This is a genomic window from Streptomyces sp. NPDC088124 (assembly GCF_040685895.1).
Classification (GTDB): domain Bacteria; phylum Actinomycetota; class Actinomycetes; order Streptomycetales; family Streptomycetaceae; genus Streptomyces.
Genome location: NZ_JBFBJB010000003.1, coordinates 63,047 through 83,938 on the forward strand (window position 1 = coordinate 63,047; position 20,892 = coordinate 83,938).

The 20,892-nt window shown below is 68.7% G+C and carries 14 protein-coding genes and 1 pseudogene; 9 read left to right on the forward strand and 6 right to left on the reverse strand.

Annotated elements, in window-relative coordinates:
* Positions 1-129: 129 nt before the first annotated feature.
* Entirely contained in the window at positions 130-1,710 is a 1,581-nt protein-coding gene (locus AB0P17_RS02980) for a helix-turn-helix transcriptional regulator (protein ID WP_365807035.1), read from the reverse strand.
* 176 nt (positions 1,711-1,886) lie between these two features.
* Here AB0P17_RS02980 and AB0P17_RS02985 point away from each other — a divergent pair, with 176 nt between their 5' ends.
* Positions 1,887-2,468, forward strand: a complete 582-nt coding sequence (locus tag AB0P17_RS02985) for a DUF4232 domain-containing protein (RefSeq protein ID WP_365807036.1) — start codon at positions 1,887-1,889, stop codon at positions 2,466-2,468.
* 108 nt (positions 2,469-2,576) lie between these two features.
* Here AB0P17_RS02985 and AB0P17_RS02990 read toward each other — a convergent pair whose 3' ends face one another.
* Both AB0P17_RS02990 and AB0P17_RS02995 read right to left on the reverse strand, forming a co-directional pair.
* Positions 2,577-3,032 (reverse strand): RlpA-like double-psi beta-barrel domain-containing protein, encoded by a 456-nt coding sequence (locus AB0P17_RS02990; RefSeq protein WP_365807038.1) that lies wholly within the window; start codon positions 3,030-3,032, stop codon positions 2,577-2,579.
* A 158-nt stretch (positions 3,033-3,190) separates the two neighbouring features.
* On the reverse strand, positions 3,191-6,754 hold the full coding sequence (locus AB0P17_RS02995) for a DNRLRE domain-containing protein (RefSeq protein WP_365807040.1): 3,564 nt from the start codon (positions 6,752-6,754) through the stop codon (positions 3,191-3,193).
* 335 nt (positions 6,755-7,089) lie between these two features.
* Between AB0P17_RS02995 and AB0P17_RS03000 the strand changes: the two genes are divergently transcribed.
* Positions 7,090-14,424, forward strand: a complete 7,335-nt coding sequence (locus tag AB0P17_RS03000) for an HYD1 signature containing ADP-ribosyltransferase family protein (protein WP_365807042.1) — start codon at positions 7,090-7,092, stop codon at positions 14,422-14,424.
* Complete coding sequence (locus AB0P17_RS03005) at positions 14,421-14,699, forward strand: hypothetical protein (protein ID WP_365807044.1); 279 nt, start codon at positions 14,421-14,423, stop codon at positions 14,697-14,699. The genes AB0P17_RS03000 and AB0P17_RS03005 overlap by 4 nt, the downstream gene beginning before the upstream one ends.
* 94 nt (positions 14,700-14,793) lie before the next feature.
* On the opposite strand, the pseudogene AB0P17_RS03010 reads toward AB0P17_RS03005, so the two are convergent.
* Positions 14,794-15,870 (reverse strand): annotated as a pseudogene (locus tag AB0P17_RS03010) (tyrosine-type recombinase/integrase); the annotation flags it as partial.
* 11 nt (positions 15,871-15,881) lie between these two features.
* Here AB0P17_RS03010 and AB0P17_RS03015 point away from each other — a divergent pair.
* Together AB0P17_RS03015 and AB0P17_RS03020 are read left to right on the forward strand one after the other, a co-directional pair.
* On the forward strand, positions 15,882-16,223 hold the full coding sequence (locus AB0P17_RS03015; protein ID WP_365807320.1) for a restriction endonuclease fold toxin-2 domain-containing protein: 342 nt from the start codon (positions 15,882-15,884) through the stop codon (positions 16,221-16,223).
* Between the two features lie 15 nt (positions 16,224-16,238).
* Positions 16,239-16,604, forward strand: a complete 366-nt coding sequence (locus AB0P17_RS03020; RefSeq protein ID WP_365807045.1) for a hypothetical protein — start codon at positions 16,239-16,241, stop codon at positions 16,602-16,604.
* A gap of 84 nt (positions 16,605-16,688) precedes the next feature.
* Here the strand turns inward: AB0P17_RS03020 and AB0P17_RS03025 are convergent, their stop codons facing one another.
* A complete protein-coding gene (locus tag AB0P17_RS03025; protein WP_365807047.1) occupies positions 16,689-17,183 on the reverse strand; it encodes a hypothetical protein in 495 nt (164 codons plus the stop codon).
* A 323-nt stretch (positions 17,184-17,506) separates the two neighbouring features.
* Here AB0P17_RS03025 and AB0P17_RS03030 point away from each other — a divergent pair, with 323 nt between their 5' ends.
* On the forward strand, positions 17,507-18,364 hold the full coding sequence (locus AB0P17_RS03030; RefSeq protein ID WP_365807048.1) for a helix-turn-helix transcriptional regulator: 858 nt from the start codon (positions 17,507-17,509) through the stop codon (positions 18,362-18,364).
* Positions 18,361-18,567: a DUF397 domain-containing protein gene (locus AB0P17_RS03035; protein WP_365807050.1), complete on the forward strand. Its 207-nt coding sequence runs from the start codon at positions 18,361-18,363 to the stop codon at positions 18,565-18,567. Before AB0P17_RS03030 ends, AB0P17_RS03035 begins: the two co-directional genes overlap by 4 nt.
* Positions 18,568-18,627: 60 nt before the next feature.
* On the opposite strand, the gene AB0P17_RS03040 is transcribed toward AB0P17_RS03035, so the two are convergent.
* A complete protein-coding gene (locus AB0P17_RS03040; protein WP_365807052.1) occupies positions 18,628-19,359 on the reverse strand; it encodes a hypothetical protein in 732 nt (243 codons plus the stop codon).
* 564 nt (positions 19,360-19,923) lie between these two features.
* Here AB0P17_RS03040 and rpsJ point away from each other — a divergent pair.
* Both rpsJ and rplC read left to right on the forward strand, forming a co-directional pair.
* Positions 19,924-20,232, forward strand: a complete 309-nt coding sequence (gene rpsJ, locus AB0P17_RS03045; protein WP_003948644.1) for a 30S ribosomal protein S10 — start codon at positions 19,924-19,926, stop codon at positions 20,230-20,232.
* A 14-nt stretch (positions 20,233-20,246) separates the two neighbouring features.
* Positions 20,247-20,891 (forward strand): 50S ribosomal protein L3, encoded by a 645-nt coding sequence (gene rplC / locus AB0P17_RS03050; RefSeq protein ID WP_329828610.1) that lies wholly within the window; start codon positions 20,247-20,249, stop codon positions 20,889-20,891.
* The last annotated feature ends 1 nt before the right edge of the window (position 20,892 follow it).

Consider the following 20,892-nt stretch of genomic DNA (forward strand, 5'->3'; position numbering starts at 1 on the left):
TGACGCCGCCGCACACCGTAGGGCGGGGCAGAGCCGTGAGGCCCCGTCATGGGCCGCTTCCGCGCCGACGGGCCCGGCATTCCTGTCGGGTCCGTCGGCGCGGACCGGCGTGCGCGCGGGCGGGCGGGGTCAGGACTCCGGCTTGATCCACTCGCTGCCGCCCAGCGGATAGACGTACTCCGGTCGGCCGACGCGGGCGCTCGTGCGGAAGGGGGTGCCGTCGTTGTTGATCTGCACCGTGCCGCGGCGGTCGCCGCTGGACCACTCCAGGCTGAGGTCCCAGCGGACGTCGTGCGCCTGGACGCCCGCGGTGATGTAGAAGACCTCCGGGTCCGTCTCGCTGACCTTGTACGGGAAGTCGCGCTGGCCGCTCTTGGGGACGACCGTGGGGCTGCCCCGGTCGAGGTCGATGCTGAACGACTTGGTCTCGACGCCCCCGCCGCAGCCGTTCCCCATCTCGTAGTCGTTCCAGGCGAGCGGGGCGCGCTTGGAGACGACGCGTACGTGCAGTGACTGCAGGACGACCGTGTCCTGCCCGGTGCCCTGAATGGTCAGGGCGACCCACTGTTCCCCCGAGGAGACCGCGCCGTAGGCGGCGGCCCAGCGCGGCGCGGTCTGCTCGTCCGCGGGCGGGCCGACCTGCTCGGGTTCCTTGTCCACGAGGAAGTGCTGGCTGCACGGGTTCTCGTAGTAGTACGGGCGGACGGCGACGTTCAGCGGTACGGCGGTGCTGTCACCGCCGGCCCCCGCCCCGCCCGGCTTGCCGTCGGCCTGTTCGCCGGGGCCCTTCGAGGTGCTGGGCGTGGTCCTGGCGGACTCGCTGGGGGAGGCGGACGGTTCGTGGCTCGTATCGCTGGGAGAAGGGGAGGCGGAGTCTTCCGCCGAGGGGTCCGCGGTGGCCGCCACGCCCGTGCTCACCTCGCCACCGGGTGTCTCCTTGCCGCCCGCGTGCCTCTCGCCCCCGCCGGAGGGCAGGGTGAAGGCGAGCGCCACGGCTCCCACCACCGCGGCCACGACGAGGGAGGCGATCAGCGCGTTACGGCGCCGCCTCGGCGGCGCGGGCTCGCGCGGCCCGTCGACGAGGACCGGCTCACCGTCCTTGTCCTGTTGGTGAGTTGGCGCCGCGCCACCCGAATCGGCGCCGACCGGGCCACCATCGGCGGGCTCACCGCGCACGGGTCCGACGCCGGCGGGGCCGCCCCCGGCCGGCTCACCGTGCCGGCCGTGGCCGTGGCCGTGGCCGTGGCTCTGGCTCTGGCTCTGGTGGCCCTGGTGGTCGTGGGGCGACGTCGCGTCGGCCGAGTCCGCCGATCCCGCCGCCTGGGCCGGTTCTGTCTCCGGGCCCCTCTCCGGGGCGGGATCCGCGGTGATGCCGCCCGCGTTCCTCTCCCCGGCCGGCGCGGTCCGGTCCGGCCTGCCCTTCCGTGCCGCGTCCGCCAGGATCCAGTGCCGGTGCAGCTCCACCAGCTCCTGCGGCGTCGCCCGGCACACCCGTGCGAGGCGCTCGACCGGCGCGTAGTCGTTGGGCACCGCGGTGCCGTTGCAGTAGCGGTGCAGCGTCGACGTACTCATGTGCAGCCGCTTGGCCAGCGCCCCGTAGCTCAGCCCGGAGCGGTCCTTCAGCTCCCGCAGTCGCGCCGCGAACTCGTCCGCCGCCCCTGCCCCTGTTGTTTCCGGCACCCGTCCCACCCATCTCCCCGGTTCTGTCATCTCCCCCGCGTCCCATCCCCGCGTTCCAGGGTCACTTCGTTTCCCCTGGTCAGAGCCCGTTCCAGCATTCCAGCGTCCCGAACTCCGTGCCATGCGTGGCGGTTGGGACGGACGACCGCGCAAGCTGCAGTCATCCAAGCAGCACACCCACCCGTACATCCAAGGGGCGCTACCGCATGTCCAGTATCCGGAACTCCCGCACCCGTTTCCTCACCACCGCCGCGGGCGTCGCGCTCGCGGCGCTCTCCGTGACCGCGTTCAGCGCGGGAACGGGCGTGGCCGACACCGGGGCCCCGAAGGCCGTGTCCGCGAAGGCTTCCGCCTCCGCCGCGACGGTCACCTGCGAGGGCTCGGTCACCAAGACCACGGCGAAGCCGCTGAGCCGCCCGCTGAACCACCTGCTCCTCACCGTCACCAACACGGGCAGCAAGACCTGTTTCCTGTACGGCTACCCGGCCGTCCAGTTCGGCGAGGCCCAGTCCGTACCGCCGGTCATCAAGGAGTCGAAGCCGCAGGCCGTCGTGACCCTTGAGCCCGGTGAGTCCGGCTACGCCTCGGTGAGCCTGTCCGCCGCCGACGGCAGCGGCAAGAACGGTTACACGGCGAAGTCCCTGAACGTCTACTTCCAGGGCCGCTCGGGCTTCGAGAGCGGCGGCAAGGGGGCCAAGCCCGCGCTGCCCGCCAAGGGTGTGTACGTCGACGACTCCCTCCAGGTCACCTACTGGCAGCAGTCGATGGACGACGCCATCATCTGGTGATGTGCCGTTGACGATGTCCGGCCGCTGACAGGGCCGGGGCCGGGGCGCGTACGCCCGGCCCCGGCCCCGTCCTTGTCCTTATCCTTGTGCGCCTTGCGGTTCCTGCGGTCAGACCCAGTCCCAGCTCACGTTGATCCGGCCCGCGTTGAGGTCACCGATGCGGGAGAAGGCGGCGGGGCTGAGGTCCACGTCGTTCGTGGCGCAGCCGATGCACTTGTCCACGACCTTCACGGTGACCGAGCCGAGCGGTCCGTTGACGCGGATCTGCCGTCCGCACTGGGGCGAGTTGTTGGGGTTGGGGTAGTTGCCGTACAGCGCGGTCGAGATCGCCACGACCAGCTCGCCGTCGTTGTTGGACCAACCGCAGGCGCCGAGGCCGGTGTTGTACCAGGTCGCCTGGCCGGTGGCCCGCGCCCCGCTCGGCGCGGCGGCGGCCGGCGCGGTTGTCGCGCCGACCACGCCCAGTGCGAGCAGCGAGGAAGCCCCGGCCAGCAGGGCCGTGGTGCGGCCCGCGCGGAGGCGGCTGCGGGTGTTGTTCCGGGGTGTGGCTGTGGTGGGGGACATGCGATCACCCTTCGAACCGTAGGCAACGTGACTCTTGGTCTAGACCAAGAGTCCTGGGCGGGTGACCGCTTTCCCAGACCTTTTCCGGCTCACCCGCCGCACCTTCCGGCCACCCCGGTCCCACCCGCACCCGTATCGCCCCGGCCCCGCATGCTCGCTCAGCCGATCGTCTGGCGGGTCTTCCACCAGGAGGAGGGCGCGATGACGTCGGTGCCGGTGCCGCTCAGCGCCGTTCTGCTGCCCGGGTGGAGCCGGACGGAGCCGTTGGCGTGGACCGCCCAGATGTCGGGGATGCCGTCGCCCGTGACGTCCGGGGTACCCATGAGGTGAGGGATCGCGGTGCTGGACCAGCCGGACGCCGCGTACTCGGTGTCCTTGCCGGCTCCCGAATTCGCGGCCGCGGCGAGGGAGGCGAGGTCGACCCCGCCGGACACGGACTTGACGCCGGTACGGAGCAGCAGTCGGCCGGTCGCGTCGGAGCGGTAGACCAGGTCGGTGATGCCGTCGCCGGTGACGTCCAGGGCGATGACGGTGTCCCGGTCGGCCCAGGAGGCGCCGGAGAGGCGGGTGGCCTTCTCGATGGTCGCCCCGTTGTAGCCGGTGAGGACCCACAGCGCGTCCCCGACGGTGACGAAGAAGTCGGCTTTGCCGTCGCCCGTGGCGTCGCCCGCGGAGACGAGCTGGGTGAAGGTGGCGGGGTCGGGGGCGTCCGACGGGAGCAGGATCTCGCGGCGCTTGTCGATGTTCACGGCGCCGTAGCCGTCGCCGGGGTAGACCCAGAGCTTTCCGCCGACCCGCGCGACGACGTCCTGGAGGCCGTCGCCGCCGTAGATGTCGCCGTTGTGGGTGATGAGGGCCTTGTCGAAGTGCCCGGTGGGCGCGGCGACGAAGGCCGGCAGGTCATCGCCGTTGGGGTCCTTGGCGGGGTTGGCGCGGTACGCGCTCGGCATGGAGTAGCCCAGTTTCCCCGTGGCCCTGGTGAGGTCGGTGTTGGTCTGGGAGATGTACAGGCTGAGGTTCCCCTTCTCCGTGACGGTCAGGAGATCGGGCAGTCCGTCGCCGGTCATGTCGCCGGGGGCGTCGGCCGTGTCGCGAGGGCTGACGTAGAAGAAGTACTTGGCCGGCGTCGAGACGTTGCCCGCGCCGTCGACGGTCCGTACGTACAGTACGTTCGGCCCCGCGGCCGGCGGCCTGGCGTTCGCGAGCGTCGCGCTGGTGGTGGTCGCCGTACCGGCGGTACGGGCCAGGCTGAACGGGTAACTCGCCGAGTTGAAGCCGTACTCGTACCGTATGACGTCCTTGTCGAGGGCGCGCACGGTGAAGGAGCCGGGTGTGCCGAACTTCTTCGTGGACCAGAGCGAGTCCTCCGGCTGGTTGCCGAACCCGTTCTCGTTCTCGTCCGCGTTGGGGAAGTCGGCGGAGGAGACCTTGGGCGGCTTGGGCGCGGCGGTGTCCAGGACGAACCGGCAGGGGGTCTTCTTCGGGGAGTAGTCGGAGGACGAGCCCCTGGCGTCGAAGGCTTTCGCCCGCCAGGAGTACAGGGTGTTGTTCGTCAGCTTGCCGGTGTCGAAGCCGGAGGTGGTGACGCGGGCGCTGCCGGTGTCCTTGCCGACGGAGACCTTGCCCGTCGACTTGAGGAGGTCGCCGGTGGTCTCCCACTTTCCGGTCGGCCAGAGGTCGAAGTCCAGGTGGGTGAGGTTCTTGTCCTTGTCCGTGGCCGACGCGACGAAGGAGATCTCGCCCGCGCCCATCCGCGCGTAGGGCTCCGTGGTGGTGCATTTGGACTCGGGGTTGAGGTCGAGACCGGTGGGCGCGCCGGGGCGACGGTTGTAGTCGAGGACGAGTGAGGGGCCGTTCTCGCCGTTGGCGGCGAACTTCTTCCACGCGTACTGGGACTTCTCGCTCACCGCGCGCATGCCGAAGGTGATGGAGTCCCAGCCCTTGTCCGCCGCGCTCTGCGCGGACTTCCTGACGTCGAAGGTCTCGTAGGCGTCGCGGCAGTGGGACTTCCAGCCGTGCGCGAAGCTCTTGGTGGCGACCTTGTTGCCGTTGTGGAGCTTGGGGGCGTTCTTCCAGTTGGTCTTGGAGTCGATCTCGCCGGTGAGATGGACGCTCACGGCGCGTTCGCTGCACGACCAGGAGTACGTCTCCAGGACCCGCAGCCTGGCCTTGGTGATGACCGCGCCCTTCAGGGACTTGTCGAAGTCGATGTTGAAGAAGGAGCGGGAGGTGCCCCAGGTGTCGGACTCGAAGCCGACGCGGGCCTCGTGCGTACCGCCCTTGTTGAAGCCCTTGCCGTTGTAGAAGGTGGCGTTCGGGTAGCGGTTGTAGACGGTGGTCCAGTTCTGGGTGTGCTTGGTGACCGACGGGTCGATGAAGACCGGGAAGACCGTGGACGGGTCGGACAGCAGCTCGGCGTCCGGGGTGATGTGCCAGTTGGCGCCGGAGAGGTCCGCGTCGACCAGGGCTCCGTGGGAGTCCGGGGACGGCCCGTCGAGCCCCGGGAGGGAGAGGGTGGCGTCGGGGCCGGAGTGGGTGGGACCGGCCGTCGGCTCCGCCGGGGCGGGCGGGAGCGGCGACTCCGGGGTGTCCGGTACGGGTTCGTCACTCGCGGGGGGCAGGACTTCCTCGTACGGGTCGGACTGCTCGTCGGTCTCGCTGTCCGGTTCGCCGCCGGTGTCCGTACCGTCGCCGGGCGGGCTCTCGTCGTCGGAGGGGGACTCGTCCGGCTCGGGCGTCGGGTCGGCGGGGAGTTCCTCGGGCGCGGTGGGCTGGGCGGTGGCGCCGACCCCGCCGTCGGTGACGGCCGTGGCGCCCGCGCTGTCCCACATCACGGGCGTGGGCGACATGGCCACCTCGTCCCCGTAGGCGTTCTCGGCGACGACGATGCCGGAGAGCGGGTCGAGGCGGAAGGTGAGGGTGGGGGAGGTGAGACCGTAGGCGATCCGGGCGACGCGGGGGTCGGCCGCGGCGGTGCGGTTCTTCACCACGAGGAGCTGGGCGAACCCGTTGTCGTCCGCGGTGAGCACCAGGTCCGCGCCCGGGATGATCTCGGGGTACAGCGCCCGGTTGGCGTCGATGACCGGTTCGGGGACGGGGCCCGGCCAGGAGAGCTGGATGTCGTGGCCCTGCGAGCGGAGGGTGACCAGGGGGCTCCCGGGCTCGTCCGCGGCGGCAGCGGTCACGGCGGCGTTCACGGCGGCGGGGCCCTGGAGGAACGAGACGCGGCGCGCGGCAGGCGTACGGTCCGTACGGTGTGAGGAGCGCGACGCCCGTTCCTTTCCGTCGCCCTTGGATCCGGCGGAGAAGACCACTCCGGTGTTGCTGGCTCTCGGCTCCCAGCCCCGTTCCGTCCTGCGCAGGGACAGGTCGATCGGCTTCCACTCCCCGCCGACCTTGGCGCGGATCGGCGACACATGGATCTCGCGGGACATCAGGCCGTCACCACGCGCCCAGGTGGTGGAGTTGGCCGTACGGAGCGAGGTGACCTCCACCGGATTTCCGGTCCTCGACGCCCGGGTGATGGCTTCGCTCTCGCTCACCGCGGAAGTGGTCTTAGCCGCACGGGACTTGGCGTGGGCGTCGGGCTCCGTATCGGCCCAGCGCAACCCGGCGTAGGTCAGTCCGCTCGCGGCCACGCCGGCCGCGCAGACCATGGCGATGGCGCGCCGGCCGGGCAGGCGGTAGCGCTGGCCGGGCAGGCGGTACCGGCGTTGCGACATGAGCGAGTTCCCCCCTCGGTCCCGGCGTGCGGCGGATCGCCGACCGGAGCTACGAAGCCACTCGTACGGATCCGGATCGTCCGGGCACACGGAGTGAGCGAGCGAGCAGAGCATGACGCATTGGTGATCAGCTGTCACCCCAAAGTGATGATGATCACTTTCTGCACGTTTTCTCTGGTCAATCTTCTCAACTCCCCTACAGAATCGGCGCGTTCTGCATCCGGCCTGCATCCGGACCGCACTCCATCCGCACTCCATGTGGCGTCTCTGGGGGATCTGGCGTGTCTCGTCTGTCTGAAACTCGCCGTCGGCGACGTCGTGTTCGTCGCACTCTCGTGCCCGGGCTCGGCCTCGCCCTGCTGGTGGCGCTGCTGCCCGCACAGGCGGCGCTGGCGATCCCGCCCGACCCGGCAAAGGCGGGGCGCGAGGAACTGACCCTGGAGAAGCTCGATCAGGACCAGGCGGTGTCCGGCAAGACGGTCAACAGGAACCTGGACAGCCTGAAGACCGAGACCCCGGAGGACCTTCAGCAGGCACCCTCGGGCACGACCACCGTGCCGCCCGCCGACACCGGCTCGGTCACCTTCGGCTCCGGCTCGGGTGCCTCCGGCGCGGGTGCCAAGGCGGCTTCCGCCCCTGCCACCGCCGTGAACCTCGTGTCGGACGTGACCCCCGTGGCGGACCTGCCCGTCAGCCTGGGGCAGGCGCCGGGGGAAGCCGCGCCGACCGGCACCTGGGAGGTCACGGTCGCCGGCCGGACGGAGACGGTCGCGCGGGGACTCGACGGCGCGCTGCTCACCGTACGGCCCCCGGCCTCCGGAGCGGTGCCGGTCGCCGTGCGGTTCGACTACGAGAAGTTCAAGAATCTGTACGGCGCCGACTGGGCCTCGCGGCTGCGCCTCGTCCAGTTCCCCGCGTGCTACCCGACCACCCCTGACCTGGAGGAGTGTCAGGCGTACGAGGAGTTGGAGACGGTCAACGACACCGCCACCGGAACGGTCACCGCCACGGTCGACACAGAGGCAGGTACGGCGGCAGAGGGGGCGGCGCCGGAAGGGGCGGCGGATACGGCCGCGGACCAGTCGGCGGCTGACCGGACGGCATCCGCATCAGCCGCATCCGCAGCCAGTGGTGGCGTCGTGCTCGGCCTCACCGACTCCGGCGCGGGCACGGGCGGTTCCTTCACCGCGAGCCCGCTGGCCTCCAGCGGAACCTGGGCCGCGGGCGGCTCGTCCGGTTCCTTCTCCTGGTCGTATCCGCTGACCGTGCCCCCGACCCCGGCGGGCCCCTCGCCCAACATCTCCCTCGCGTACGACTCGCAGGAGGTGGACGGCAAGACGGCCGTCTCCTCGCCGCAGACCTCATGGATCGGCGAAGGCTGGGAGTACGAGCCCGGCCATATCGAGCGGCGCTACCGCTCCTGCAAGGACGACACCAAGACGCTGAAGGCCGGCACCCCCAACAACACCGCCAAGAAGGACCGGACGTCCGACCTGTGCTGGGTGTCGTACAACGCCGTGATGTCGCTGAACGGCCGCACCACTGAGCTGGTCAGGGAGGGCGACACCAACACGTACCGCCCGCAGAACGACGACGGCACGCGCGTCGAGCTGAAGACCGGCGCCGCCAACGGCGCCTACGACGGCGAGTACTGGGTGGTCACCACCCCGGACGGCACGACGTACTCCTACGGACTGAACGCGGTCGGCGGCGGCCATGCCACCACCAACTCCGTCTCCACCGTGCCCGTCTACAGCAACCACCCCGACGAGCCCTGCCACTCCGCCACCTTCGCGGGCTCCCGCTGCGGCGCGGGCAGTCAGATGGCGTGGCAGTGGGGCATGGACAAGGTCGTCGACGTCCACGGCAACGCGATGGTCGTCAACTGGAAGCAGGAGGCCAACTACTACGCCGTCAACAAGAAGACCAAGTCTCCGGAGAGATACGACCGGGCCGCCTATCCCGTCTCCATCGAGTACGGGATGCGCACCGCCGACCTGACCAAGCCGTCCGCCACCGTCGAGTTCGGCGTCCAGCAGCGCTGCCTGAAGTCGGCCACCGCCTGCGACCCGGCGAACTTCGCCAAGACCGACGACCCCGGCGCGTACCGCCCCTGGTGGGACACGCCCGGCAACCTCAACTGCAAGTCCACGTCGAAGCTCTGCCCCGCCTTCCCGTCCTTCTGGACCCAGCTCCGCCTCGACACGGTGACCACCAAGGCCGTCCGCGCCGACCAGAACGGCACCCGGACGGGACTTGGCAAGGTCGACACGTACACCCTCCACCAGTCCTTCCCCGAGGACTGGTACGACACGTCCCCCGGCCTGTGGCTCAACTCGATCACCCGCAGAGGCTTCGCCCCCGGCGACACCACCGGCACCCTCCAGTCGAAGGACGGCGTCAGCTTCGGCGAGTACCGGGTGGGCTCCTCCTCCCCGCTGCGCGCCCGCCTGAGGGACCGCCAGCTCCCCAACCGGGTGCCGACCGGACCGGGCGACCAGACCCCCGGCTTCACCCGTCCGCGCATCGGTACGGTCGCCACCGAGAACGGCGGCGACATCCAGGTCGAGTACACCGGCGGCTGCGCGGCCGAGCCCGCCACCGACAAGGGCAGGAACAACACCACCTGCTACCCGGTGCGTTGGTCCCCGGACGGGGAGGAGAAGACCCCGGCCAAGGCGTGGTTCAACAAGTACGTCGTCTCCTCCGTCACCGAGACCGACCGGGTCACCACGCACGGCAAGCCCGTCGTGACCGCGTACAAGTACACCTCCCCCGCCTGGCAGAAGGCCGACAACGAGTTTCTGCGGCCGGCGCTGCGCACGTACAGCGTGTGGCGCGGCTACCGGCAGGTCGCCGTCACCAAGGGCAGCAAGTCCACCTCCCAGCAGGGCGATCCGCAGTCCCAGTCGTACACCGTCACCCGTTTCTTCCAGGGCGCGGGCGGCCAGGTGAAGGACTCCCAGGACACCGTCGTCCTGCTCGCCGACGACGCACCGCAGTACGCGGGCATGACCGCCGAGACGCTCACCTACACGAACTCCGACAGCGAGCCCCTCACCCGCGCCCTGACCTTCCCCAAGTCGAAGGGAACGGCCTCCAGACCCCGCCAGGCCGAGGACGGCACCGACATCGATCCGCTGCTCGCCCACCGCACCTGGGTGGCGCGCACCGACACGATCCAGACGGTCCGTACAAGCTGGCGGGCGGTACGGACCGAGACGACCGTCGACGACACGTACGGGCTGCCCACCCAGCTGGAGATGTCGGTCGTCAAGCCCAACGGCACCGGCGAGACCCTCAGCGACCAGGTCTGCCTGCGGACCTCCTACGTCCACAACACGGCCGACTGGATCATCGGCAAGGCCAAGGAGACCCGCTCCACCGCCACGCCCTGCTCCCGCTTCGACACCGCCGACCCCGCTACCGAGCTGCTGAGTTCGGCCCGTACCTCCTTCGACGGCCAGGCGTGGGGAGCCGCCCCGACCAAGGGGCTGGAGACAACGATCGCGGAGCTCAACGGCGCGGGCTCGGCGCACTCCGTGACCACCACCACGTCGTACGACCCGCTCGGCCGCGTCCGGAAGGTCAGCACGCCGCTCACCGGCACCTCGGAGACGGTCTACACCCCGGGCGACAGCGGCGGCCCCGTCACCGCCGTCAAGCAGATCAACGCGAAGGGCCACGCCTCCACCACCGCCTACGACCCGGGGCGCGCCCTCGCCCTGACGGCCACCGACCAGAACGGGCGGGTCACCAGAACCGCGTACGACGCGCTCGGCCGCCTGGTCAAGGGCTGGTCGCCGGGCCGCTCCTCGGGCGACCAGTCCCCGGACACCCAGATCTCCTACCGCGCCGCCGTCGCCACGCCCGACGAGACACGCCCCGCGGCTGTCACCGTCAAGTCCCTCAAGGACGACGGGAGTTACGCGAACGAGGTCACCCTCTACGACGGCCTGGGGCGGACGGTGCAGACGCAGACCGAGGCCCACGGCGCCGGCCGGATCATCACCGACACCAAGTACAACGACCACGGCCTGGTCCTGGAGCAGACTGGCGGCTACCTCGCCCAGGGCGAGCCGGAGACTAAACTCTTCGCCCGCGTCTCGGAATCCCTCGTACCGAACAAGACCAAGACGCGGTACGACGGCCTCGAACGCCCGGTGCGCGCCTCCGTCTACCACGGCGCCGACTTCAAGTACGCGACGTACACCACCTACGGTGACGACTACGTCTATGTCGACCCGCCGGGCCAGACCGCCCCGACCACCCAGAGCTCCACCGACGCGCTGGGGCGGGTCACCTCGGTCCAGCACTACACCAAGGCCGGCGGCACCGGCACCAGCCGGACGACGAAGTACACGTACGACGCGCGGGGCAACCACACCAAGGTCACCGACCCGGCCGGCAACGCCTGGGAGTACACGTACGACGTCCGCGGGCGCCTGACCAGCTCCACGGACCCCGACACCGGTACCTCCACCTTCGCGTACGACGACGCCGACCGCAGGACGCGGGCCACCGACGCGCTCGGCAAGAGCGTCCACACCCAGTACGACGAACTCGACCGCGTGGTCGCCGTCCGTGCGGGCTCGGCGACCTCGGCGCCGGTCAAGGAGTTCACGTACGACACCCTGCCCGGCGCGACCGGCCTGCCCGTCGCCTCGATCCGGCACGACTCCACCGGCGACTACATCGACCGCGTCACCGGCTACGACACGGACTACCAGGTCACCGGGCGGGAGACGGTCATCCCGTCCCACGCGACGACCGCCGGGCTGTCCGGAACGTACGCCTACTCCTACGCCTACACGCCCACCGGAAAGCCACTGTCGGTCACCCTCCCCGCGAAGGGCGGCCTGGCCGCCGAGAAGGTCGTCATGCGGTACGACGACGACGGTCTGCCGGAATCCACCTCGGGGATCTCCTGGTACACCTCCGACATCACCTACTCCCCGTACGGCGAGCCGCTGCGCTCGGTCAGCGGGTCGCAGCCCTCGCGTGTCTGGACCACCAACTTCGTGGACCAGCACACCGGGAGCCTCCAGCGCACGGTCACCGACCGCGAGACCGCGGGCACCTACCGGGTCGCGGACAGCTACTACGCGTACGACGCCTCGGGCACCATCACCTCCAACGCCCGCAAGCTCACCGACGCGTCCGGCTCCACCTGGGACAACCAGTGCTACACCTACGACGCACTGGGCGAGTTGGTCCACGCCTGGACATCGAGCCTCACCCCCGGCACCTCGGGCACCGGCTGCCGCTCGTCCGGCGGCACCGACTGGGGCTACCGCGCCGACGGAGAACCGTCCAGCGGCCCCGTCGCGGACGCGCCCACCACGGCGACCGACACCACAACTCCCAGCGCCGGCCTGACCACCTCACTGGCCGCGGCGGCGCCCGCGGCGACGACGGTCTCGACGGGCACCACGGCGTACCGCCAGTCCTTCACGTACGACTGGCTGGGCAACCGGGCCACGCTGACGGACCACGACCCGGCCGACGCGACATCGAGCGTCACGTACACCTCCCGGTACGGCCGCCAGGTCACCGGCAAGGGCCTGGTCCAGCCGCACACGCTCACCTCGGTGTCCGCCACGGCGGGCGGCAAGGGCAGCGCCTACACCTACGACGACGTCGGCAACACCACGGTCCGCGACCTCCCCGCCACCACCCAGAACCTGGCCTGGACGGCGGAGAACAAGCTCGACACGATCACCGACGACGGCGTGAAGACGCGGTACGTGTACGACGCGGCGGGCAACCGGATCCTGGAGAACTCACCCACCGGCTCCACTCTCTACCTCGGCGAGACCGAGCTGACCACGGACGCCACCGGCAAGATCACCCGCGCCTCCCGCGCGTACTCCCAGCCGGGCGCCCCGACGGTCGTTCGCACCACGGTCAACGGTGCCACCACGGGCCACACCCTCAACGCGCTGATCTCCGACCACCTCGGCACCGCCAATACGACGGTCGAACTGGGCGCGTCCCAGACGGTCACGCGCCGCGCCTTCAAACCGTACGGCGAGGCCCGCGGCCCGAAGCCGGCCCTCTGGCCGAACAAACGCGGCTACCTGGGCACCGGCATCGACGACGCGGCCACGGGCCTGACCCACCTCGGCGCCCGCGAATACGACCAGGCGGCGGGCCGCTTCCTCTCGGCTGACCCGGTCATCGACGTGACCGAGCCGCTCCAGATGAACGGCTACGCGTACGCGGGGAACAGCCCGGTCAGTTCGAGCGACCCTACGGGGCTGTGCCCGGCGGAGATCTGCGGCGCGGGGAAGGCGAACCCGGGCAGCGGCGCGGGCCAGGCGGAGGCGGCCAAAGCCGCGAAACGCCAGGAGAAGGAAGGCTCCAACCCGTACAAGGGCGCGACGGTCACGTACACGATCACCAAGACGGTCACGGTGACCAAGCCCGCCCCCTGCGACTTCATCTGCAAGGCCAAGGGCTTCTGGAAGAAGTACAAGACCGAGATCATCACCATCACCACCGAAGTGGTGGTGGGCGTGGCCTGCGGCTCGGTAGCGGTCGGCGCGGGCGTGGTGACGGGTGGAGTCGGCGCCGTGGCGGTGGGAGCGTCCTGCGGAGCCATCGCGGGCGGCGTGGCCGGAGCGGTCGGCAATGCGCTGGACTCCGAGGCGGACAAGAGCCTGGGCGGCTTCGCGAAGGCGGCCGGCAAGGGAGCCGTGGTCGGGGGAGTCACCGGGGCGGCCGGCGGAGCGATCGGCAAGGCGGTCGCCAAGGGTGCCAAGGCGGTCGCTTCCAAGGTCGTCAAACGGGGAAGCGGGGGCGGCAGCCCAAAGGGCAGCGGCGGCGGAGCGACGGGTGGCGGTGGCGGCGGTGGTTGCAAGTCGCCGAACAGCTTCCTCCCGAAGACGGAGGTCCTGCTGGCGGACGGCACCCGAAAGAAGATCGCCGACGTAAAGGTCGGAGACCGGGTTCTCGCCACGGACCCGAAGACCGGCGAGACGGTCGCGAAGCCGGTCACTGCCGAGATCATCGGCAAGGGCACCAAGAATCTGGTCAGGGTCACCATCGACCTGGACGGCAAGAAGGGCGACAGAACCGCCTCCGTCACGGCAACGGGCAAACACCCCTTCTGGGTCCCGGAACTCGACGAGTGGATCAACGCCAGGGACCTCCACCCGGGCCAGTGGCTCCGCACCAGCAGCAGCGTCCACGTCCAGATCACCGCGATCAAAACCTGGACCCAGCCCGCCACGGTCCACAACCTCACCGTCGCCGACATCCACACGTACTATGTGCTGGCTGGGGCCGCGCCGGTTCTCGTTCACAACTGCAACGAAGTCCCCGACACCCTCTATCACTACACGACCGAGGATGGGATGAACGGAATTCGCGAAAGTGGCGAGCTTTGGCCGTCCACAAAGGCAGCAAGGCCGACTGACGCAAAATACGGTGATGGCCAATACTTCACAGATGTCAAGCCGGGAACCAAGCGTCCTGGTCAGCTCGCCAGGGCCTTGCACGGAACTCCGTGGGGCGGGCAGAGGTACAGCCACTACGTTGCGATCGATGTTCGTGGACTCAATGTGGTGAAAGCTCCGGATCGCGAGGGTGTCTTCGTTCTCAACGGCGGTGTACTCGACGTGTCGAGCAGGATCGTAGGTCATGGTAGGGGGCCGATAGGGCCATGAGGTACCTCAAGGTGGTATGGCATCACGACTTTCCTGACGAGCCTGTGACCCTCTTCAGCGAAATCGATGACGAGCGATACGAAGTGCGTAAGGTCGATGTTTATCGGGATGGCCGATATGACTTTGCTGATTCGGTCACTTCGAAGGGGACGACGATGCTTGGGGAGATAGCTACGCCGAGCATCGAGGAGCTTGCCGCACTAGATGAATTCACTCCGTCTGAAATAGAAGTCGGAGAATTCGAGGCCGTCTGGCGGCGTGCCACGCGAAATTAGTCCCCGATTTCGTTTTCGACGAAATTGAGCCCCTCCCGGAAGTTGTTCTCGGGAGGGGCTCTTGGGGTGTCTGACGGCAACGGTGACGGCAACGTCAGCGGACGGTGGCTGTGGTGGGTGGGTCGTCGGGGCCGTCGTTGCCCCGGCCGAGGGCTTCTCCGAGGGTGTCGATGGCCTGGCGTTGGAGGCGGAGCCGGACGTGGGCGTAGACGCCGGCAGTGACGCCGATGTGGGCGTGGCCGAGGAGTTCCTTGATGACGACGAGGTCGACGCCCTGTTCCAGGAGCAGGGTGGCGGTCGAGTGCCGGAGATCGTGGAAGCGGATCGTCCGGAGCCCGGCCTTGTTGAGGAGGCGGCGGAAGCGGCGGGTGAGGTTGCCAGGGTCGAGCGGCCTGCCCTTCGGGGTGGTGAAGACGAGCCCGTTGTCCGTCCAGCCCGTTCCGGCCGCCTGGCGCTCTTCCTGCTGTCGTTCCCGGTGGATCTTGAGGGAGCTGATGCACTCGGTGGGGAGGGCGATGCGACGTTCGGAGGCGAGCGTCTTGGTGTTCAGGACGGTCAGGCCCTGGCTGCGGGTGCGCTGGAGGGAGCGGTGGATGGTGGCGGTGCCGCCGTCGAGGTCGAGGTCTTCCCAGTGGAGGCCGAGAAGTTCGCCTTTGCGGAGTCCGGTGCGCAGGGCGAGTTCGTACAGGGCGTGAAGCCGGTCGTCGGCGGCGGTCCGGAGGAATTGACGGGCTTCGGCGGCGGTGAGCGGCTGGAAGCGCCGGGAGCGGGGCGTGGTGGTCTTGACGTTGCGGGCGACGTTGCGCGGGAGTTCGTCCTCGCGGACGGCGTGTTCCAGGGCGGACTTGAGGACGGCGTGGACGTACGTCACGGTCAGCGGGGACAGCCGCTTGTCGCAGCACTGGCCGATGGCGCAGCAGGACCTCCGAACAGTGTCCCGGTTCTGGGCGCAGCACTGGCAGGTGGTGCGGAGTCCGTCGAGGAAGGTGCGGACGTCGCGGGTGGTGAGCCGGGCGAGCTTCTTGGTGCCGAGGCCGGGGTTGAGGTGGAGGCGGATGGAGGCGGCATAGCGGGTGTGGGTGTTCTCCCGCAGGTGGTGCACGGCGACGCCGTCGAGCCAGTACGCGAGGTAGGCGCTCACGGTGCTGTCGGCCGCCGCAATGGGGAGGCCAGGCGTACCAGATCAGGCAGGTTGGTTCGACTGAATACCATGCCACCGGTGGTGGAACGCAGGTTTGGGCCGACGGTCTCGATATCAATAATTCCGAACTGTTGGACGCCAAGTACGTTGGCAGTTCAGGTCGGAGTCCTTTCGTGCCAGGCGGGAAGGTGCCTGGATTTATCCAGGCGAAGATTGACGCCAAGATGGGCGACGAATTTTCGCGATATGCGACGGTTATCAACGATCCGGGGAATCCGTTGACCGGGTTGCGAGTCGTTACCAACGAGCCGGGCGCCGTACCGTACTTTACAGACCTGATGCAGCAATATGGTGTACCCGGATCTGTAGTCTTGAGCCCATAGGAAAGGAGTGGGTCAGTGACGTATCTAGCCATCTTTGAGGGTCGGAGTCGCGGGGTTCGGCGCTCGGATCTGATTGCTGCCTTGGAGCGCGACTGGCCGACCGCTGTGATCCATGAACGCCAAGGATCGCAGGAGTCGAGGGATGTGGTTTGGAGCTATTCGGAGGGCAGTCAGGAGCTGGAGGGCTACTCCCATGCGGACGGAACTTGCATCTACCTCGATTCCCCTCTCGGCTTGGCCGCGCGGTTTTCTATCTGGTTCCGTGAATTGATTCCGGAAGATATTGATTTGGTTTTTTGTGATGATGAATATAACTTCAGTGGAAATATTGAGACAGGTATGAGAGTTGATAAAGTTGCCGTCATCGCTGCTGATTTCTAATCTTTCTTGACAAAGGTGCGGTGGGAAGTGGCATCGCATTTCTTCGCGAATTCAGAGATCCCGCGGCAGTTGTCGACGGCAACGTCAGCGGACGACGCCCCGGTCCCAGCCATCGGCTGTACCGGTTGCTCTGCGTGCCGGTGGTTCCAGTACGGCCGCAGTCGAAGGCCACGGGACGAGAGACGTCCAACCGACCACGGGCATCGTCTCGTTGTAGTGGGGCGCGAACTCCGCGGTGATGATGGGCGGCATCCGATAGCCCTGGCCGCGTACGTGTTCCGTGAACGCCTCGGGGAGCGCGACGTGATGGGTCTCGACATAGTGTGGGAAGTCCTGGCGCCAGAGCCAGGTGCCGTCCGTGAGCAGTGATGAGCAGCCCGCGGAGTGCCGGTGAGGGAGCCCGGTGATGACGTCGTGGCCGAATTCCATGACGTCGATGAGGTAGTGGCCGGCATCCAGGTAGGCCGCCAGGTCCGGCTCGTCCGGCTCGCCTGTGGGGCGGATCGCGTCGTGCAGGGAGCCGTTCGGTTGGCCGGGGTCGTCGTCGAGTTCGTCGTAGAAGCCCAGCAATCCCAGCACCGTGTCTCTCTTTCGTTGGCGGGCCTTCTCGTGCTGTCGGAAGGCAAGTTGGCAGAGGGGGACCGTAGTTCATGTAAGGGACCGTGGAGGGTCGCGGGGGGGCTGTGGTGGTCGCCCGCAGGGGTGATGGTTCGAGGTTTGCGTCACGCTGCGTGGCCGGATGTGCGTAGGGTCGCGCGTAATAGCGCGCCTACGGATGGTTGTCAGCCTGTTTGGTGAGGTGTGTCCGTCCGGTGTCCCTTCGTGGGCGACCGCGTGCTGAGCCGGTGCGGTGACTGACGTCGATCTCGGAGGTGCGCGCGGTGGGTGCGGGCAGGAGCGGTATGGACGGAGTGGACCGGGCGGACGGGCCCGAGTGGGGGCCGGACTTCGAGGACGACGACTCGGGGGCCGTCGTCGCGGCGCTCGGGCGGCAGATCAAGCTCTGGCGGACGGCGGCCGGGCTGAGTCAGGCCGAGTTCGGTGCGGCGATCGGCTACGGCGAGAACCAGGTCTACAAGGTGGAGGCCGGCAGCCGCATCCCACGGCCGGAGTTCCTGGATCGGGCGGACGAAGTGCTGGGCGCGGGCGGTCGGATCGCCGCGATGAAGGAGGACATGGCGGAGGCGCGCTACCCGAAGAAGGTCCGGGGCGTGAAGAAGCTGGAGGATGAGGCCGTCGAGCTGCTGGCCTACAACAACTCCGTCATCGAAGGGCTGTTGCAGACCGAGGAGTACGCGGAGGCCGTGTTCGGCAACCGACGGCCGCCCTTCTCCGAGGAGGAGGTGGAGCGGAGGATGGCCGGGCGTACGGCGCGGAAGCAGATCCTCGGCTCACCGACCGCGCAGCCCGTCTTCAGCTTTGTTCAGTGCGAGGCCACGCTCCGCCGCGAGATCGGGGGCAGAATGGTGCTGCGACGCCAGCTCGAACACCTTTTGGGGGTGGGGCGGTTGCGTAATGTGGATCTCCAAGTGCTGCCGTTGAGCTGCGCGGAGAACTCTGGTCTCGGAGGGTCGTTCCGGCTGCTCAGGCTGAAGGACGGGACGACGATCGCGCTGAACGAGATCCAGCTCCTCAGCCGCGTGATCTCCAACCCCAGGGAGGTCCAGCTCCTGGACATCCGCTACGGGGTGCTCCGGGCGCAGGCACTTACTCCTCGGGATTCGCTGGCCTTCATCGAAAAACTGCTGGGAGAGACATGACCCTCAAGCCTTCCGCCGGAGACGCCGCAAACCTGGCGTGGTTCAAGAGCAGCTACAGCACGGACGACGGCCCATCGTGCGTCGAGGTCGCCGCCACCCCGCGCACGGTCCATGTCCGTGACTCCAAGGACGTACGGCTGCCCTCCCTCGGCTTCGCCGCCGCCGCGTGGGCCGACTTCGTCCCGTATGCCTCCGAGAGCTGAAACTGGGCGCTGCCCGGCCTTCTCCGCTCTCTCTGCTGGGGTGATGCCCCCCGAGGGGGGTTACGGGGCCGTGTACTCCTCATCCAGGCGCTCGCGGTAGAAGTGGATCCGCTCCCGGCAGTCCCTGATGATCTCGTCCCATGTTCGGACCCACATGCGGTACGTGGGATGGGAGACCGCGCACCCCGGAGCCCGGTCCCGCTGGTGGGTCAATTGCGTGATCGTGTCGTCCAGCTCCTTACCGATGAGCCAGAAGTCCCAGGTCACGGGGGTGTCTCTGAACCTCGGGTCCTCCCTCACGGCGCGCGCGTAGGTGCATGCCCGCGCGAAGTCGGCCATGTCCAGCGTGAGGTCCACTCGTTTGACCTCGGCTATCAGGTGGTGCCGTTCGCCGTGCCGCAGCAGGGCCGCTCGCGACAGCATGCGGCCGGCGGCGTCGCCGTGACCGTCCGTCCTCGGGGGCGCGGGCGCTGGCGCGCGTACCGGCAGGCCCAGCAGAGGGGAGTGCCGGTACGCGGTCTCCGTCAGGGCCCGGTCGCTCACATGCAGCCCGTACTCCTCGCCGAGGACCCAGCACTCGCCTTCGAGGATGTGGCGCAGAGTGATGTGCCGCTCGGCTCCACCCTTGACCTGGGGATCGAATGCCAGGCGCTCAAGGGCCGCCAGGATGTGGAGACGCCGCGCAGGGTCGGTTGACGCCTCGGTGGGGGTCGAGTGATGGCGGACACGCCCGGCGGGGCCCTCCCGCTCCTGTTCGGCGGGAGCGGAGAACTCCTGTGGTGGCTTCGGCATGGGCGCCCCGGGCCTTTCGTGCGCCGAGCGGGTACGAGGTGAGCGTAGCGCCCTGGCGGCACTCTCCGTGGCGGAACGGTCGCCGATGGTCGCCGGGTGTGCGGTGAGGGAATGGTCCGACCGGTGTCGATCGGCGCCGAAGATTCGGCGATCGCGGCGTGGGGTACGCTTTCCGGCCCGATTGGCCAGGGTCAAGGGCCCTGTGGCACACTGTTCAGGTTGCTCGGTTGAGTGCCAATGCTGCGCGCCTCCCGCCGGGAGGACCGGAAGCGAGTCCCACAGTACTCGTCGTCTCCAACTGCCTTACGGGGCAGCGCTGGGGCCGGACGTACGGGAATCTTCCGGGAAGTGTCAGCGGGGTACCGGCCAGGCTCCCGGTGGCGGAACGCGATGTACCCGCGGTTCTCCCCGGCTCGCGGACGTTGGGCCCGCACCCCTTGCAGGGAAAATCCTTCGGGAGATTTTCATGGACGGGGCGGCGACACGCCCGACCGCGTGGGTCGGAGAAGAGCCCGGAACCACCGGGTCCCAGAGCGTTACGAGAGACAGGACTACGAAGCAGCCATGGCGGGACAGAAGATCCGCATCCGGCTCAAGGCCTACGACCACGAGGTCATCGACTCCTCGGCGAAGAAGATCGTCGAGACGGTGACGCGTACTGGTGCGTCGGTCGCGGGCCCGGTGCCGCTGCCCACTGAGAAGAACGTGTACTGCGTCATCAAGTCGCCGCACAAGTACAAGGACTCGCGCGAGCACTTCGAGATGCGCACGCACAAGCGCCTGATCGACATCCTCGACCCGACGCCCAAGACCGTTGACTCGCTGATGCGCCTGGACCTTCCGGCCGGCGTTGACATCGAGATCAAGCTCTGAGAGGCGCGGAAGAGATGGCAAAGCAGATCAAGGGTGTCCTGGGCGAGAAGCTCGGCATGACCCAGGTCTGGGACGAGAACAACCGTGTCGTCCCGGTGACCGTGGTCAAGGCCGGACCCTGCGTCGTTACCCAGGTCCGTACGAATGACTCCGACGGCTACGAGTCGGTCCAGATCGCCTTCGGCGAGATCGACCCGCGCAAGGTGAACAAGCCCCTCAAGGGCCACTTCGCCAAGGCCGACGTGACCCCCCGCCGCCACCTGGTGGAGCTGCGGACCTCCGACGCGAGCGAGTACACGCTCGGCCAGGAGATCACCGCCGCCACGTTCGAGTCCGGCGTCAAGGTCGACGTCACGGGCAAGAGCAAGGGCAAGGGCTTCGCCGGTGTCATGAAGCGTCACAACTTCAAGGGCCTCGGCGCCGGTCACGGCACCCAGCGCAAGCACCGCTCTCCCGGTTCCATCGGTGGCTGCGCCACCCCGGGCCGTGTGTTCAAGGGCCTCCGCATGGCGGGCCGCATGGGCAACGAGCGGGTCACCACCCAGAACCTGACCGTTCACGCCGTTGACGCGGAGAAGGGCCTGCTCCTGATCAAGGGTGCGGTTCCTGGTCCGAACGGCGGCCTCGTCCTGGTCCGTACCGCGGCCAAGGGGGCCTGAG